At 61.9% G+C, this 14,946-nt stretch carries 13 protein-coding genes and 6 tRNA genes; 1 reads left to right on the plus strand and 18 read right to left on the minus strand.

Features of this window, described 5'->3' with window-relative positions; all coding sequences use genetic code 11:
* Positions 1–10 precede the first annotated feature (10 nt).
* The 6 genes from AC1PPL_RS11100 to AC1PPL_RS11125 all read right to left on the minus strand — a co-directional run bounded on the left by AC1PPL_RS11100 (position 11) and on the right by AC1PPL_RS11125 (position 5,303).
* Entirely contained in the window at positions 11–745 is a 735-nt protein-coding gene (locus AC1PPL_RS11100; protein ID WP_123675623.1) for a hypothetical protein, read from the minus strand.
* An 8-nt stretch (positions 746–753) separates the two neighbouring features.
* Positions 754–1,572, minus strand: coding sequence for a TadE family protein (locus AC1PPL_RS11105; RefSeq protein WP_088886472.1), 819 nt, complete (start codon positions 1,570–1,572; stop codon positions 754–756).
* 38 nt (positions 1,573–1,610) lie between these two features.
* Positions 1,611–2,492, minus strand: coding sequence for a hypothetical protein (locus tag AC1PPL_RS11110; RefSeq protein ID WP_123675622.1), 882 nt, complete (start codon positions 2,490–2,492; stop codon positions 1,611–1,613).
* Positions 2,489–3,985, minus strand: a complete 1,497-nt coding sequence (locus tag AC1PPL_RS11115; protein WP_162844537.1) for a pilus assembly protein TadG-related protein — start codon at positions 3,983–3,985, stop codon at positions 2,489–2,491. Before AC1PPL_RS11115 ends, AC1PPL_RS11110 begins: the two co-directional genes overlap by 4 nt.
* Positions 3,986–4,055: 70 nt before the next feature.
* A complete protein-coding gene (locus tag AC1PPL_RS11120) occupies positions 4,056–4,946 on the minus strand; it encodes an OmpA family protein (RefSeq protein ID WP_312792343.1) in 891 nt (296 codons plus the stop codon).
* 75 nt (positions 4,947–5,021) lie between these two features.
* On the minus strand, positions 5,022–5,303 hold the full coding sequence (locus AC1PPL_RS11125; RefSeq protein ID WP_088886468.1) for a hypothetical protein: 282 nt from the start codon (positions 5,301–5,303) through the stop codon (positions 5,022–5,024).
* Between the two features lie 349 nt (positions 5,304–5,652).
* Here AC1PPL_RS11125 and lnt point away from each other — a divergent pair, with 349 nt between their 5' ends.
* Positions 5,653–7,143, plus strand: coding sequence for an apolipoprotein N-acyltransferase (gene lnt / locus AC1PPL_RS11130; RefSeq protein ID WP_479973304.1), 1,491 nt, complete (start codon positions 5,653–5,655; stop codon positions 7,141–7,143).
* A 58-nt stretch (positions 7,144–7,201) separates the two neighbouring features.
* On the opposite strand, the gene AC1PPL_RS11135 is transcribed toward lnt, so the two are convergent.
* From AC1PPL_RS11135 to folC, 12 genes are all read right to left on the minus strand, one after another.
* A tRNA-Asp gene (locus tag AC1PPL_RS11135) sits at positions 7,202–7,278 on the minus strand.
* Between the two features lie 57 nt (positions 7,279–7,335).
* A tRNA-Glu gene (locus tag AC1PPL_RS11140) sits at positions 7,336–7,411 on the minus strand.
* A gap of 31 nt (positions 7,412–7,442) precedes the next feature.
* Positions 7,443–7,518, minus strand: a tRNA-Ala gene (locus AC1PPL_RS11145).
* Between the two features lie 4 nt (positions 7,519–7,522).
* Positions 7,523–7,599 (minus strand) — tRNA-Asp (locus AC1PPL_RS11150).
* Between the two features lie 46 nt (positions 7,600–7,645).
* A tRNA-Glu gene (locus AC1PPL_RS11155) sits at positions 7,646–7,721 on the minus strand.
* Between the two features lie 32 nt (positions 7,722–7,753).
* A tRNA-Ala gene (locus tag AC1PPL_RS11160) sits at positions 7,754–7,829 on the minus strand.
* A gap of 65 nt (positions 7,830–7,894) precedes the next feature.
* Positions 7,895–9,304 carry a glutamate--tRNA ligase gene (gltX, locus tag AC1PPL_RS11165; protein ID WP_088886466.1) on the minus strand — a complete coding sequence of 470 codons (1,410 nt, stop codon included), beginning with the start codon at positions 9,302–9,304 and terminating at the stop codon, positions 7,895–7,897.
* Entirely contained in the window at positions 9,301–10,515 is a 1,215-nt protein-coding gene (locus tag AC1PPL_RS11170) for an O-succinylhomoserine sulfhydrylase (protein WP_220637603.1), read from the minus strand. Before AC1PPL_RS11170 ends, gltX begins: the two co-directional genes overlap by 4 nt.
* 130 nt (positions 10,516–10,645) lie before the next feature.
* Positions 10,646–12,154 carry an amidophosphoribosyltransferase gene (purF, locus tag AC1PPL_RS11175; RefSeq protein ID WP_011805892.1) on the minus strand — a complete coding sequence of 503 codons (1,509 nt, stop codon included), beginning with the start codon at positions 12,152–12,154 and terminating at the stop codon, positions 10,646–10,648.
* Between the two features lie 77 nt (positions 12,155–12,231).
* Positions 12,232–12,720 (minus strand): CvpA family protein, encoded by a 489-nt coding sequence (locus AC1PPL_RS11180; RefSeq protein ID WP_011805893.1) that lies wholly within the window; start codon positions 12,718–12,720, stop codon positions 12,232–12,234.
* Between the two features lie 39 nt (positions 12,721–12,759).
* Positions 12,760–13,602 carry an SPOR domain-containing protein gene (locus AC1PPL_RS11185; protein ID WP_479973280.1) on the minus strand — a complete coding sequence of 281 codons (843 nt, stop codon included), beginning with the start codon at positions 13,600–13,602 and terminating at the stop codon, positions 12,760–12,762.
* Positions 13,603–13,616: 14 nt separating this feature from the next.
* Positions 13,617–14,942 carry a bifunctional tetrahydrofolate synthase/dihydrofolate synthase gene (folC, locus tag AC1PPL_RS11190; RefSeq protein ID WP_088886463.1) on the minus strand — a complete coding sequence of 442 codons (1,326 nt, stop codon included), beginning with the start codon at positions 14,940–14,942 and terminating at the stop codon, positions 13,617–13,619.
* Positions 14,943–14,946 lie beyond the last annotated feature (4 nt).

The following is a 14,946-nucleotide window of genomic DNA, read 5'->3' on the forward strand; positions in this document are numbered from 1 at the left end:
CGCCTTGCAGTCAGAACTGCACCAGATTGACCGTGACGATGGTGAGGCGCCGCTCTGCGTCCACCCCCATTGCCACATCGAGTTGCTGCTTGTCACGTCCGTACATCCGTACGATGGCGGGCCCCTGGCTCCCCTTCGCGCTGGCGTTCTGCTCCTGCAGCAACGACCAGCCGCTGGCCGCCAGCTGCGTCTGGTAGTAGCTGGCAATGCTGTCCAGCGCCTCGCGGCTCACCAACATCACCTGCTTGTTGCGCTTGCCGTTATCGATCGACTCGACCACATTGACAGGCGTGGCGCTGCGTGGCGCCGGAATGCCGCTGGCATCGATACGCGGCTCCACGCCCAGCAGCAGCGAGGTAGAAATCGTGCCTTCGGAGCCTCCATCGGAGGCACTACGCACCTTCACCAGGCTGTAATACGGCCCATGCGCACGCGCCACCAGGGTGTCCGGTCCGTGGGCAGTGACAGATGCGGGGGGTTTGGCCGGATCCGGCACCGCATTGACCGCAATGCGCCAATGCGCCATGTAGAACGCCACCACCTCGTCCTTGGAAGCTCGGCTCTGGAACGCCTGCACCTTCATAGGCACGCCGTTGACGCGCATGTCGTCCGACACCCACTGCACCTGAGCCCTCGGCGGCGGCGGCACATCGGGCCAAGGCGTGGCGGTGCGCGTGAACGACTCCTGCGCCAATACGGTCGCACAGGTCATGGTCAGCAGCAGGGCAATCAGTCGGACGAACATGACGGGACTCAGCAGCGCGTGCGCGCCTGGCGGCTGTAAGGTACGGCGTTGTCCGCCTTGTCGCGCACACTGCCCGGGATGTCGTACTCAGGCAGGATGAGCCCCACGTCGGGCGCCTTCTTTTCGAAGGACGGGGACATGAGCATTCCCAACACATCCGCCACCGGCTTGATATAAGAACCCAACACGGTCGGCTTTACCCGAGCGCAAACGCTTTCGCTGCCGTTGTTCGCACCGCTAGCGTTCCAGACCCCAGCGCCCAGCGCCGTCGCACCCGGCATTCCCACATTGACATCGCGCAGCGCGTCGTAATGCGCAATATTGCTGAGAGGCACCGTCACTTCGGCCTTGACGATGCCGCTGGTCGGCAGCTTGAACACGGGCGTCGCCATGGTTTGCTGCAACTTACCGACCAGCCCCGTGGCCAGCGGGCCCGTATCGACCTCGCGGATGCTCACATCCGCATAGCTTTGCAGCAGCGGCTGGTATGCGGCGTCGCTCCACAAGGGCACACGGTTGCCCTTCGCCGAGGCGTCCTGCCCCATCGTGCTATCGCGGTATTTGATCTGCCCGCCATTGCGCTCCACGGACATGAAGAACCGCGCGCGCGTCTCCTCTGCCAGTTGACCCGCGGTCTTGGCGCGGCTGTAGGGATCCCAACTGCGCTCGAAAGCCACATAGCGGCTGGCCTGAATGGCAGAGTGCTTCACATCCGCATACCGCGCAAAATAGAACACACCAAAGAACAGAGGAATGAGCACGAACAGGCTGACGATGAACTCGGTCGTCGCCTGACCGCGCTGTCGGGGTGGAGCGTTGACGATCATGAGAGTGCTTGTCGCATCACGGGTAAAGACATGCCGCGTCAGCCCCTGCCATCGCTGAGGGGAAACGCCTTGGCATCCGCCGGAACCTCGAACACCCCTGGTGCGATGGGCTTGCCGATCTCTACGCGCAGCGGGCGCTCCACCGTCGCCACCCCGTTGGCGATCATGGCCATGTCGTCTATCGGGAATTGCGCGGGAAGCGCTTGTCGCGCGGAGGTACTCATGACCACCAGATCAGCGCCGGTGGATGGGTAAAAATGCAGTGGATCCAGCAGGCAGGCCCGCGCGGGCGCCCCGCCTTCCGCCACATTCCAGCGGCACCGGTGGCCGGTTCCAGGTATATCCACCAATTCACCCATAGGCTCTGCAGATCCACGGCTGCGTGGCGCGCAGATGTCTTCCGCCTGTTCGCGGATACCGGTGCCCTCATCCAGGTCATACGCCACATCGATCTGCTTGCAACGGGTTGGCTGCAGCCGAATGTTGCGAATTCGCTTGGCGACAGGCCTGCAACTCTCGCCTTCGTTCGGACCCCATACTTCGGTTTTCAGCAAACTGCTGTTCACAACCTTTGCATAGCGATCGCCGTCAAAGTACTCCTCGATCACTTCCGTTTCGAGCTTCATCAACTCATCGTCCGACAGGGCCTCCGCCTGCGGGTCGTACGGCTTGCCTAATACCCGCGCCAGCTCTGCCTTGGTCTCCTGGCAGCGCGCCAAGGTGTTGCGCATCATCTTCAGATAGGCGGCAGGGTCCTCAGGCCGGCGCTCTCGCACGATGGTGATGGTTTGAGATTTGATGCCACCACCAGCCGTTTGGGCTGCCGAATCATTTGGCGAACACGCCGGCAGAACCAACAAGGCCGCCAAGACCGTGCCACCAATCGCGCACAGGCGGTGCCCAGAAAAACTCGTCATCATTGGGCAAACACCTCAAGCGCCGGATTGAGCCCGGCAGCGCCGTACACCAGCAAGCGCGTGGCCTGAGAAGGAGCCGACAAACGGACCTGCCAATAAGGGTTGTAGAGACTGGCGTACTCCTGAAAACTATCCGCACGAAATAGTCCGCTGCCCGTAATATCCAGGTTGTTGCGTACAGGCCGAGCGAAGAAAATGCGCGCCTCCGCCAGCGAAATCATCTGATCCTTGGCGAATCCCGCTTTCAGGTCGGGCGAGCCCAGCGGCCCCGCCATGGCACGGGATTCAAACCCCAGGCTCTCGTTGGTACGGATGTCCCCCTTGTACTTGGCCGCGGCAATAGCATAGGTAAAGTCTTCGCTACGCGGCTTGCCCTTGTTGTCACGTTCCACGTCGTAGAGCGATTTGATACCCGTCCATCCGCTATTTTTGTTGGTCGCCTTCCAGGCGAGCGCTCCTGCTCCGCCATCCGTGTTGATACGGGTACCATTAGTCTGGCCGCGCTGATCGGCCACCGAACGCCCCCACCCGATCGGCTCCGCCATGGTGCCTTTACCCCAGCTACACCCCCGGGGACCAATCTTCTGTTTGAACTCGAGAGTGTCCTGCGCTTCCCAACGATCAAAATTCACCAGACGGGTGGGTCCCTGCTTCTCAGAGCCAATCTTGAATGTAAACGGCACACACATAGAGCTATTACCGAACAATACATTCAGAAAAAATATTTCACTGCCCGGTCGGTTGGTCGAAAATTCGTCCCTGGAAGCCAGAATCAAGTCTCGCGCATACTTGCGGTCATTTCCCGTGTAATAACGAGTGGCGCGCTGCCACTCAAACTCATTACGAGCCATCAAAGTAGTGGTTTGGATGAGATGCGCGGCGGTATCCCTACGCCCTCCTTGGGTCGCAACATTCGCCTGCAACACAGCTGCTGACGCAGAACGCGCCGCCTGCGCCATTACCGGCGGCATGAATGCAGGGCGAATAACGCCTGTGTACCAGACCGCAAAGAGCCCTTCCCAGGAGCGAATCACTGAAGGCACCACCCCATTGAGAACTTTCTGCTGCACGACGACTATTTTGTTGAGCGCCTGCATCGTGACCGCCAACGCTTTGAACGCTGCACCAACATAAGGAATGCCACTCAATGCATTGAAAATAGTCTGGTAGTTGGACGTGGCGCGCTCAAAATAGTCTGTCCAGGACTGAAGGCTGACCATCTGCGCGATCAGCACCTCGTTGGCCACCACCGACCGATTGGTATAGGCAATAAGGTTCAAGGCCCGCGCCTCAACCAGCGCGCCCGAATAGGCCGCAGCATCCGCTGCATTCACTACTTTTTGCTTTTCGCTAGTAGCTTGGCCAACGCTATACACGCCCGCAAACACCACCGCCAATGTGGCAGCGAAGGCCAAAAACCAGACCAGCACCTGCCCTCGCTGCCCAGCACATGCCACGCGCGGCGGAATTGACCGCAGCGTACCGATATTCGGCATATCCGCCCTCCCTCGCAACATTGCACACAGCCCTGAGGGCCACAGTGCGCAGGGTGCAATCCCTACGCTGTTATTTCAGTTTGACCAGTTCCACCCGCCGGTTCTTGGCGCGGCCTTCTTCCGACCGGTTATCGGCAACCGGCACTTCGCTGCCAAAGCCCTTTGCCTGCAGGCGCTTGGCATCAATGCCGCTCGCCACCAGTGCCTTCACTACGCTCTGAGCCCTAGCCTGCGAAAGCGTTTTATTTGTCACCGCGTTCCCCACGTTGTCGGTATGCCCCTCAATCGACAGCCGCAGCACGCTATCAGCCTTGAGCAAGGCCACCACTTCTTCCATGGCAGGCTTGGCCTCAGGCTTTACGTCCGATTTGTTGTTATCAAAGTTGATGTAGAGAGTCGCAAAGCCCTGCTTGTGGATGGCATCTGCCAATTGCCCTGCTTTCACCACCTGCTGCAGAGGCTTGGCCTCGATATAGGTCAGTTGGTAGCCACTGTCGTATGCGTTGGACAGCACGATCCATACCTTTGCACCTTGTCGATCGATCAGAAAGACATTGGTCGTGTCATGCGTTGATGTATAGGTCAGGCGCCTGCCGCCCATTTCACGGATGGCATTTTCATAGTTCCGAAACACGGCAAGTGTCCCTGCCGGCTTTTCCGTCGAATAGCGCTGCACCGTGACTTTACCCTCGGCAACAAGCTTTCCTTCGTCGCTAAACCCAGGGTCGCCACTGGTGCACCGCTTACCAGGCTGGCAATAGAAAAGGTCGCCTTCCGTGTAACTACCAAATTCAACCACTTTGGGGGGCTGTACCTTGTATCCAGGCATACCGGAAAGGAGTGAATGGGTTTGCGCCCACGCGGGTGTCAATCCAACAAAAAGCAAAACAGACGCCAACCACTTCGCGCAACAAATACTTTTTGTTATTCCACCAATTACCCGCACTTCAAAACCTTTCACACACCCAAAATCATCATCACCGTTAAAACGGGACCCTGCTCGGTAGCCACTGGGCTACCAAGCAGATCACCGATATCAGCGACCCTTGGCTGCAGAATCTTGGAAATTCTCCAGAGTGTGCTTGGAAGAACCACGCGAACCAGCACCCTCTGCCTGCGTCTTCGCCAGATTGGCAGCACTTGAGCCATCCTTACCGCCCAGCTCAGCGGCCATGGCACCCGTCTGCCCCTTTACCACATTACCAAAAGCGCTATAAACACCGATAGCAGCAATGGCGATTAGCGCCACGATGATGATGTATTCAGTCATTCCCTGACCACGTACTTTGCGAAGCGACTGGTTCGTAGAAAAAAGCATATATCCCTCCTCAGAAGTAAAAATAAAACCACATGCTGGGCTCAACCCCGCGTGCGAAGCGCATCTTATGGACTCCTACCCCTGATGAATGTGACAAAACTAGCACGCTTACTTTGATTACGTTATGTTTCAAACATGCATCGGACAAATGTAATTTTTTGCCTATAAGTAGAGCAATAGTTTTCAAAGAGTTTCTATTTAACTCATATGTAAATTGATGATTCTCAAACTTCCATAGCGAGAATAGATCCTTCCCTCGTGGAGGTCGCTTGTGGTTCACCGTTGTTTCATCCCCAAGCGTTTTCTTAGAAAGAAAGCCATTTTTCACTACACGCTACATAAATCTGCAGTGGGGCATCGTCCGACCACCACTCTTAGCGTCGCACTATCCGGCGGGGCGGGGTTATGCGCCGGATTGGCCTTGTCCGAGCCCCGGGCTGCGGCGCCTATCGCTATCGCCGCCGCCGTCGTACTCTTGACGGTGCTCAGGCGGCAAAATTCTTTCCTGCATGAGCTGCGCGCTTTTTCTGTGTTCGCCTGCTCCTTTCTGATCGGAGCATTGTTTTGGGTGGGGCTTGGGATTTATCGACCACCCGCTAACGACCTCGGCGACACACTGCTGGTATGCGGCGTGCTGGTGGCTTTTCACACCGCTCTCTACTGCGTTTGCTTTGCAACTCTGCGCGCAGGCTGCCGTGCTCTGCAAAAGCGGGGTATGTTGGCACTGGCAGCGTGCACGGGCTTGGGCTGGACCTCTGCCGAAGTGATACGCACCATGGGGTTCTGGGCGCTGCCCTGGGGACTACTGGGTTACAGCCAGGTGGACAACGCCATATTGCGCGGCCTGTATCCCATAGCGGGTAGCGCTGGCATCGCGCTTGCCATATGGGCGATTGCAGCTGCTTGCATCCAATCTATTCAGAGCTTTCGCCAGAGCGGCCGTCTCTTCAAGCTCACCACCGCATGGGTTCTGGCCTGCATAGCCGGCTGGTCATTGCAGCATGTGGCTTGGACTCGCGCTATGGAGCACCCTATCACTGTCAGGCTCGTGCATACCCACTGGCCAGAAGACACCAAATACAACCCAACAGAACAATTGGAAGCAATGGCCGCGCTGTATGCCGCGGCACAGAATCCAGAGGCCAATATCGTCGTATTTCCAGAGTTATTTTTGGTACAGCGGCCAGGAGTGCTGCCGGCAAACTACCGCCGCGCCGTAGCGGAAGCCGCACGCATTTCGCGTGTATCGCTCCTGTTTGGGATGCCGGGGTTTGCGTTTCAAACCGATATGCCCGGTACAGAGGGAGGTGCACAGCAGAACACTTTGATTCACATCGACGGTGCAGGAACCGCCAAGACCTATGTCAAGGAGTTACTTCTGCCATTCACTGAATACTTGCCCGACACACCAGCCCTGAGTTGGGCTTATCCATATCTGTATCGATATCCTCTAGCCGATTTTCTACCTGGAGCATCGGTACAACCCCCGTTGATCGCTGCGGGCGTGCCACTTGGACCGACGATTTGCAGCGAACTCGCCTACCCCGGCAAAGCCGCCCGTCAAGCGATAGATGCAAGTCTTCTGGTCAACGTGTCGAGTGATTCGTGGATTGCGTCCAGTTTTTACGTGGCGCAAGCGCTGACAATTGCGCGCGTGCGCGCGGCCGAAGCACAAAAACCGCTAGTACGTGCAAATAACGTAGGGTTTAGCGCATTTATTGATGCGAATGGACAGATTCTCAGTAGCCTGATTGGGCATGCCGGGAATGGAACCATGGACATTCAGCCACGTAGCGGAGCGACGCCCTATGTCCGCATAGCTGCTTGGCTGTTGCAATAAATTCTGAAAACACAGAAAAAAAGCCGCTGCAAATTATTTGCAGCGGCTTTTTTGATATTGGCGGAGTGGACGGGACTCGAACCCGCGACCCCCGGCGTGACAGGCCGGTATTCTAACCGACTGAACTACCACTCCGCGTCGGTGTGACTTTTGCCCTGCTGCCAATGCAACCGAGCCAAGTGCCACAAAACTTGGCGACCCTACGGGGATTCGAACCCCGGTACTCACCGTGAAAGGGTGATGTCCTAGGCCTCTAGACGATAGGGTCAAAACCTAGAAACTTGCAAACCAACAAATCTTGGTGGAGGTAAGCGGGATCGAACCGCTGACCTCTTGCATGCCATGCAAGCGCTCTCCCAGCTGAGCTATACCCCCAAGATGGCGGAGTGGACGGGACTCGAACCCGCGACCCCCGGCGTGACAGGCCGGTATTCTAACCGACTGAACTACCACTCCGCGTCGGTAGCTGCTTGCATTCTTGCGAATCAAGTGCAGCCAAACTTGGCGACCCTACGGGGATTCGAACCCCGGTACTCACCGTGAAAGGGTGATGTCCTAGGCCTCTAGACGATAGGGTCAAAACCTAAGAACTTCCGTTCAAATTATCAGGTGGTGGAGGTAAGCGGGATCGAACCGCTGACCTCTTGCATGCCATGCAAGCGCTCTCCCAGCTGAGCTATACCCCCTTTGACTTCGACATTTAATTTCTTATCTGTCGTCATCACCTGAGCCTTGAATTATAGACAGGTTTTTAGCGACTTTTCAATCGCGCGAGGATTTTTTCGCGACCCAGGAGTTCCAGCACGGCATCCACCGACGGCGTATGCGCGGTACCCATGGTCAGCACCCGCACGGGCATGGCGAGTTGCGGCATCTTCAAACCCAGCTGCTTGAGGACATCCTTGATCGCAGCGTTGATAGCGTCCTTGTTCCACGCCACGGTTTCCATGGCGGCGGCAAAGGCGTCGAGCGCCGGTGCGGCGGTCTCAGTCACGTGCTTCGCGAAGTCGTCTGCATCGGGCTCGATGGCGTCCACATAGAACACGCGCGCCCAGCGTGCCAGGTCCACCAGCGTTTCGCAGCGGTCTTTGAACAGCGCGCAGATGCGCGGCAAGCGGTCATCAGCATCCAACTGCGCCTCTGGAACACCCGCCTGCACGACGAAGGGCCGGACGAGTGCTGCCAACTGCGCATCTTCCATGGCCTTGAGATGCTGTGCGTTCACCCAGCGCAACTTGGCCTCGTCGAACTGGCCGGCGCTGCGGCCCAGGTGATCCAGGTTGAACCATTCCAGGAATTGCGCGCGGCTGAAGATCTCATCATCGCCATGGCTCCAGCCCAGGCGCGCCAGGTAGTTGACCATGGCGTCGGGCAGATAGCCCTCGTCGCGGTACTGTGTCACGGCCTTGGCACCGTTGCGCTTGCTCATCTTCTCACCCTGCTCGTTGAGCACGGTGGGCAGATGAGCGAACACGGGCACCGTGGCGCCCAGGGCCTCGAAGATGTGGATCTGGCGTGGCGTGTTGTTCACATGGTCGTCCCCGCGAATCACGTGGGTGATGCGCATGTCCATGTCGTCCACGCAAACGCAGAAGTTGTAGGTGGGCGTGCCGTCCGGGCGCGCGATGACCAGGTCGTCCAGCTCGCTGTTCTGAAACTCGATGCGACCCTTGCACTTGTCGTCCCAGCCAACCACGCCGTCCTGTGGCGTCTTGAAGCGCAGCACGGGCTTGACACCTTCCGGCACGGGCGGCAGCACCTTGCCGGGCTCGGGGCGCCAAGTGCCGTCATAGCGGGGCTTTTCCTTCGCGGCCATCTGGCGCTCACGCAAGGCGTCGAGCTCTTCCACGCTCATGTAGCAGGGATAGACATGGCCTGCAGCCTGCAGTTGGGCCAGGACTTCCTTGTAGCGCTCCATGCGCTGCATCTGGTAGTACGGGCCCTCGTCATGGTCGAGCTGCAGCCAGGACATGCCCTCCAGGATGACGTCGACCGAGGCCTGGGTGGAGCGCTCCAGATCAGTGTCCTCAATGCGCAGGATGAACACGCCGTCGTTGGCACGCGCGAAGGCCCAGGGATAGAGCGCGGAGCGGATGTTGCCCAGGTGGATGAAGCCCGTGGGCGACGGGGCGAAACGGGTGCGTACTTGTTGTTGTGTCATGGCAGGGTGTCCAGGCCTCGGCAGAGGTCGGTCTTCAGGTCGTCGATATGTTCCAAGCCTACGGAGACGCGGATCAGCCCCTGGCCGATGCCGGCCGCCTGGCGCTGCTCTTCCGTGAGGCGCCCGTGCGAGGTGCTGGCCGGATGGGTGATGGTGGTCTTCACGTCGCCCAAGTTGGCGGTGATGGAGCACACGCGCGTGCTGTCGATGACGTGGAAGGCATTCGCGCGCAGCTGCGCCGCGCCTTGCCCCACCACGTCGAACGCCAGCACCGGGCCGCCCATGCCGCCCTGCTGACGCATGGCCAATGCATGCTGCGGATGGCTGGCCAGGCCCGAATAGTGCACGCGCGCCACCTTGGGATGTGTGGCCAGCCAGGTCGCCAGTTCCAGAGCCGCAGCGCTTTGCGCGCGCACGCGCAACGACAGCGTCTCCAGCCCCTTGAGCACGACCCATGCATTGAACGGCGACAGGTTCAGCCCCGCGCTGCGCATGAAAGTGCCCATGACCTTGTCCACCAGCGCAGTGGTGCCGCACACGGCGCCCGCCATCACGCGGCCCTGGCCGTCCAGCAGTTTGGTGCCCGAGTAGACCACCAGGTCAGCGCCCAATTGCGCCGGGCGCTGCAGCGCGGGCGAGCAGAAGCTGTTGTCCACCGCCAGCAGCAGGCCGCGCGCATGCGCGATCTGCGCCAGTGCGGCGATGTCGCACAGGTCGCCCAGCGGGTTGGTCGGTGTCTCGGCAAACAGCAAGCGGGTATTCGGGCGGATGGCCGCCTCCCACGACTGCAGGTCGGTCTGCGAGACAAAGGTCGTCTCTACGCCGAAGCGCGCCATCTCCGACCCGAGCAGCTTGAGCGTGGAGCCGAACATGGACTGCGAGGCCACCACGTGGTCGCCGCTCTTGAGCACGGTGAGCGCCATCAGCAGGATGGCCGACATGCCGGTGCTGGTGGCCACCGCGCATTCCGTGCCCTCCATGGCCGCCAGGCGGCGCTCGAAACTGCTGACCGTGGGGTTGGCGGTGCGGGTGTAGGTGTAGCCCGGCTCTTCGTTGGCGAAGCGGCGTGCGGCGCTTTCGCAGTCGCTCTGCACGAAGCTGCTGGTCATGTACAGCGCCTCGCTGTGCTCGCCCCACTGGCTGCGCGCGACGGCCTCGCGAACGGCGAGGGTCTCAGGGCGCAGCCCCTCGGGCAGGGGTTGATCGGTCACGGTGGCGGTCCTTGTTCTAAAAAATAGGAGCTGATAGCGCTTGCTGTACCTGGACTTCAGGCATTTTTTACACTAAAACCCAGTACCAACAAGCGCAAGGCGCTCATCTTTTTGATGAGCGCGAGTGTACTCACGCCTCCTGGGCGTTGGGCAGGGACAGTCGGGAGGTGTCTTCCTGCTCCTCTTCACCACCCCGGTTGCGGCCCTCGTTGAGCGCGGTCACTTCCTCGTCGGAGATGTCGCCGGTGATGTACACGCCGTCGAAGCACGAGGCCTCGAACCCCTCCACCTTGCGGTTGATCTTGCCCACGGCCTGCTTCATGGCCTCGACGTCTTGGTAAATCAGTGCGTCGGCGCCGATCAGCTGGCGGATCTCCTCCACCGTGCGGCCGTGCGCGACCAGCTCGGAGCGCGTGGGCATGTCGATGCCATAGACATTGGGGTGGCGCACCGGCGGCGCGGCAGAAGCCAGGTAGACCTTCACCGCGCCGGCGTCGCGCGCCATCTGCACGATCTCCTTCGAGGTGGTGCCGCGCACGATGGAGTCGTCTACCAGCAGCACCTTGCGGCCCTTGAACTCGCTGCCGATAGCATTGAGCTTCTGGCGCACCGACTTCTTGCGCACGCCCTGCCCCGGCATGATGAAGGTGCGTCCCACGTAGCGGTTCTTGACGAAGCCCTCGCGGTACGGAATGCCCAGCAGCTGCGCGAGCTGCATGGCGCTGGGGCGGCTGGATTCGGGGATGGGGATGATGGCGTCGATCTCGCTGGGAGGCACGGTGGAGATCACGCGCTTGGCCAGCGTCTCGCCCATGTTCAGTCGCGCCTGGTAGACCGAGATGCCGTCCATCACCGAGTCGGGACGCGCCAAATACACGTACTCGAACACGCAGGGGTTGAGGTGCGGGTTCTCGGCACACTGCTGGGTTTCCACGCGGCCGTCGGCGTGCACGAACACGGCCTCGCCGGGCGCGACGTCACGGTCCAGCACCTGGGTCGTGCCCTCCAGCGCCACGGATTCGCTCGCCAGCATCACGGTGCCGTCCGCGCCGCGGCCCATGCACAGCGGGCGGATGCCGAACGGGTCGCGGAACGCCAGCAGGCCATAGCCGGCGATCAGCGCGATCACGGCGTAGGAGCCCTTGACGCGCTTGTGCACCGCGCGCACGGCCTTGAATACGTCCTCGGACTGCAGCGGCGCGCCGCTGGTGGCGCGCGCCAGCTCATGCGCCAGCACATTGAGCAGCACTTCGGAGTCGCTCTCGGTGTTGGTGTGGCGGTGGTCGGTGTCGGCCAGTTCGCCGCGCAGCTGCTTGGCGTTGGTGAGGTTGCCGTTGTGCACCATCACGATGCCGAACGGCGCGTTCACGTAGAACGGCTGGGCCTCCTCCTCGCTGGAGGCATTGCCCGCCGTGGGATAGCGCACCTGCCCCAGGCCGATGGTGCCGGGCAGTGCGCGCATGTTGCGCGTGCGAAACACGTCGCGCACCATGCCCTTGGCCTTGTGCATGAAGAATTTGCGCCCTTCCTGCGTGACGATGCCCGCGGCGTCCTGTCCCCGGTGCTGCAGCAGCAGCAAGGCGTCATAGATCAGCTGATTCACGGGGGCCGTGCTGACCACGCCGACAATTCCACACATAGTTTCGTTCCAGTTTTGGCGGCGGGGTTTCCCGCCGATCACACACATCACTCACCGCGGCCGCGCCGCCAGGCCCGCTAGGAAGGCAGATGGCGGCCCAGTTCATCCGGCAGCGCGGGCCTCAACCCCTTGAGCGCTCCCTGCAACAGGGGGGCGGCCTGCGATTCCTTCCACCACGGCGCATCCTGCATCGGCGTCCAGCCGGCCACCAGCACCACGGCCAGCAGCAGCACCAGGCCGCGCAGCACGCCAAACAGTGCCCCTAGCGCCCGGTCCGCGGGCCGCAGGCCCACCGCCTCGACCAGTTTCTTGAGCAGCCACGCCACCAGCCCACACGCAAACACCGCACCGACGAACACCACCGCGAAGCCCGCCACATGGCGCCAGGTGGCATCCGCCTGTCCCATGGGCAGCAGCGCGCCCATATCGTCCGCAAACCATTGCGCGGCAAAGAACGCCACCACCCAGCCGGCCAGCGACAGCAACTCGAACACCAGTCCGCGCCATGCACCGATCAGCAGCGACGCGCACAGCACCACCAGGAAGATCCAGTCCAGCGCCGCCATGCGCAACCTTTGAAACGCCGTCCCGGGCCGCCAGCCGGCCTACAGCGCCAACACCGACGCGGACAGCCCCGCGCCCTTGACGCGGCTGGCCGCCTTGTCGGCCTCTGCCCGGCTGGTGAACGGCCCCACTCGCACGCGAGTGCGCTTGCCATCCTTCGTGTCCACCACCTGGGTATAGGTCTTGAGGCCGGAGCGCTCCAACCGATCGCGCACCTCGCGCGCCTTGTCGGCGTCCGCGAAGGCGCCTACCTGCACGATGAAGCGGCCCTGCTCCTCGCGCGCAGCGGCGGGCGCGGCGCTGGGTTGCGGGTTGCGGCCTTCGAGCAGTGCGCGGGCGCGCGCAGCATCGTCCTGGCGCGCAGGCTTGGGATCGGGCCGGGGTTCTGGTTTGGATTCCGGTTTGGCCTCTGCCTTGGGCGCGGGCTTGGGTTCCGGTTTGGGCTCGGGCTTGGATTCCGCCGGGGTTTCCGCCTTAGCCGGCACTTTGGGTTCCACACGCGCAGCGGGCTGCGAGGCCGCTGGCGCACTGCGTGGGCGGGACGCCACCACTTCCTCGCCCGCATCCAGGCCGGAAGTCGCCGGCTCCGCGGCGCGGGGGGTGTTGGCCTCTTGCTGCGGCACCACCAGCGGAGCCACCTTGTGGCGATCGGGAATGTCCATCGCCACATTCACCGGGACCGGCCGCGGCTGGGTGTCGAACAGCAGGGGGAAGCCCACCACGCCCACCAGCACCAGCACTGCCGCGCCCAGCAGGCGGTGGCGCGCGCGTCGGCGCATTTCCTCGATGCTCTCGGCCTGCGGAGTGCGTGAGCGCTTGGCGGGTTTGTTGGTGTCGCCCGACGGCTCCTGCCGGCCAGGCCAACGAAACTTGAAAAATGCCATGGAGTGCGGACTCGTTATGCGCCCAGATGCTTGGCCTGCAGGCGCGGCACCCCATGCTGGAGCACGCCACCCACCGTGTAGAACGAGCCAAAGACCACAATTCTATCAGCGGGGTCCGCGGCCTCCACGGCCGCGCGCAGCGCCTCCTCGGGGTTGGCGTGCAGGCTGGTGGCGACCTCACGGCGCCCTCCGGCCACCATCTGCAGCGCATTCCATTTCTGCTGCAGGCTGGCGGCCGTCTCGGCGCGCGGCGTGGGCAGGTCGGTGAAATACCAGCGGTCGATCACCGGCCCCACCTTGGCCAGCATGGGCGCCAGATCCTTGTCGGCCATGGCGCCAAACACCGCGTGCGTGGTCGGGAAGTAGCCCATGGCGTCCAGATTGGCCGTGAGCGCCGCCACCGAGTGCGGGTTGTGCGCCACGTCCAGCACCAGCGTGGGCTGGCCCGGCACGATCTGGAAACGCCCCGGCAGTTCCACCAGCGCCAGGCCGGCGCGCACCGCCTGCGCGGTGATGGGCAGGCGTTCGCGCACTGCCTCCAGCGCAGCGAGTGCGCCCGAGGCATTGACCAGTTGGTTGGCGCCCCGCAGCGCCGGATACGCCAGGCCCGCGTAGCGGCGCCCGCGCCCGGCCCACGCCCACTGCTGCTTGTCGCCCGAGAAGTTGAAGTCCTGCCCGAAGCGCCACAGGTCGGCGCCGATCTCGCGCGCATGGTCGATCACGCTCTGCGGCGGCATGGGGTCGCTCACCACCACGGGGCGGCCGGTGCGCATGATGCCGGCCTTCTCGCGGCCGATGGTTTCGCGGTCAGACCCGAGGAACTCCACATGGTCGATGTCCACGCTGGTGATCACCGCGCAGTCGGCGTCGATGATGTTGGTGGCATCCAGCCGCCCGCCCAACCCCACCTCCAGGATGGCCACGTCCAGCAGCGACAGGCTCATGTGCCGCAGGATGGCGAGCGTGGTGAATTCGAAGTAGGTCAGCGTGACCTCGTTGCCGTTCTGCGTGCGCGCCCGCTCCACCGCCTCGAAGCTGGCCACCAACGACGCGGCATCGACGATCTCGCCACGGATGCGGCAACGCTCTTCAAAATGCACCAGATGGGGCGATGTATAGACCCCCGTACGGTAGCCAGCCTGCAGGGCCACGGCCTCCAGCATGGCGCAGGTCGAGCCCTTGCCGTTGGTGCCCGCCACGGTGATCACGGGGCAGTTGAAGCGCAGCCCCAGGCGGCGCGCCACCTCGCCCACGCGCTCCAGGCCCATGTCGATGTTCTTGGGGTGCAGCTGCTCGCAGTGGCGAAGCCAGCCTTCCAGTGTCTGCGGAGGAATGTGCATAGCC

The organism is Diaphorobacter sp. B2A2W2 (assembly GCF_056730635.1).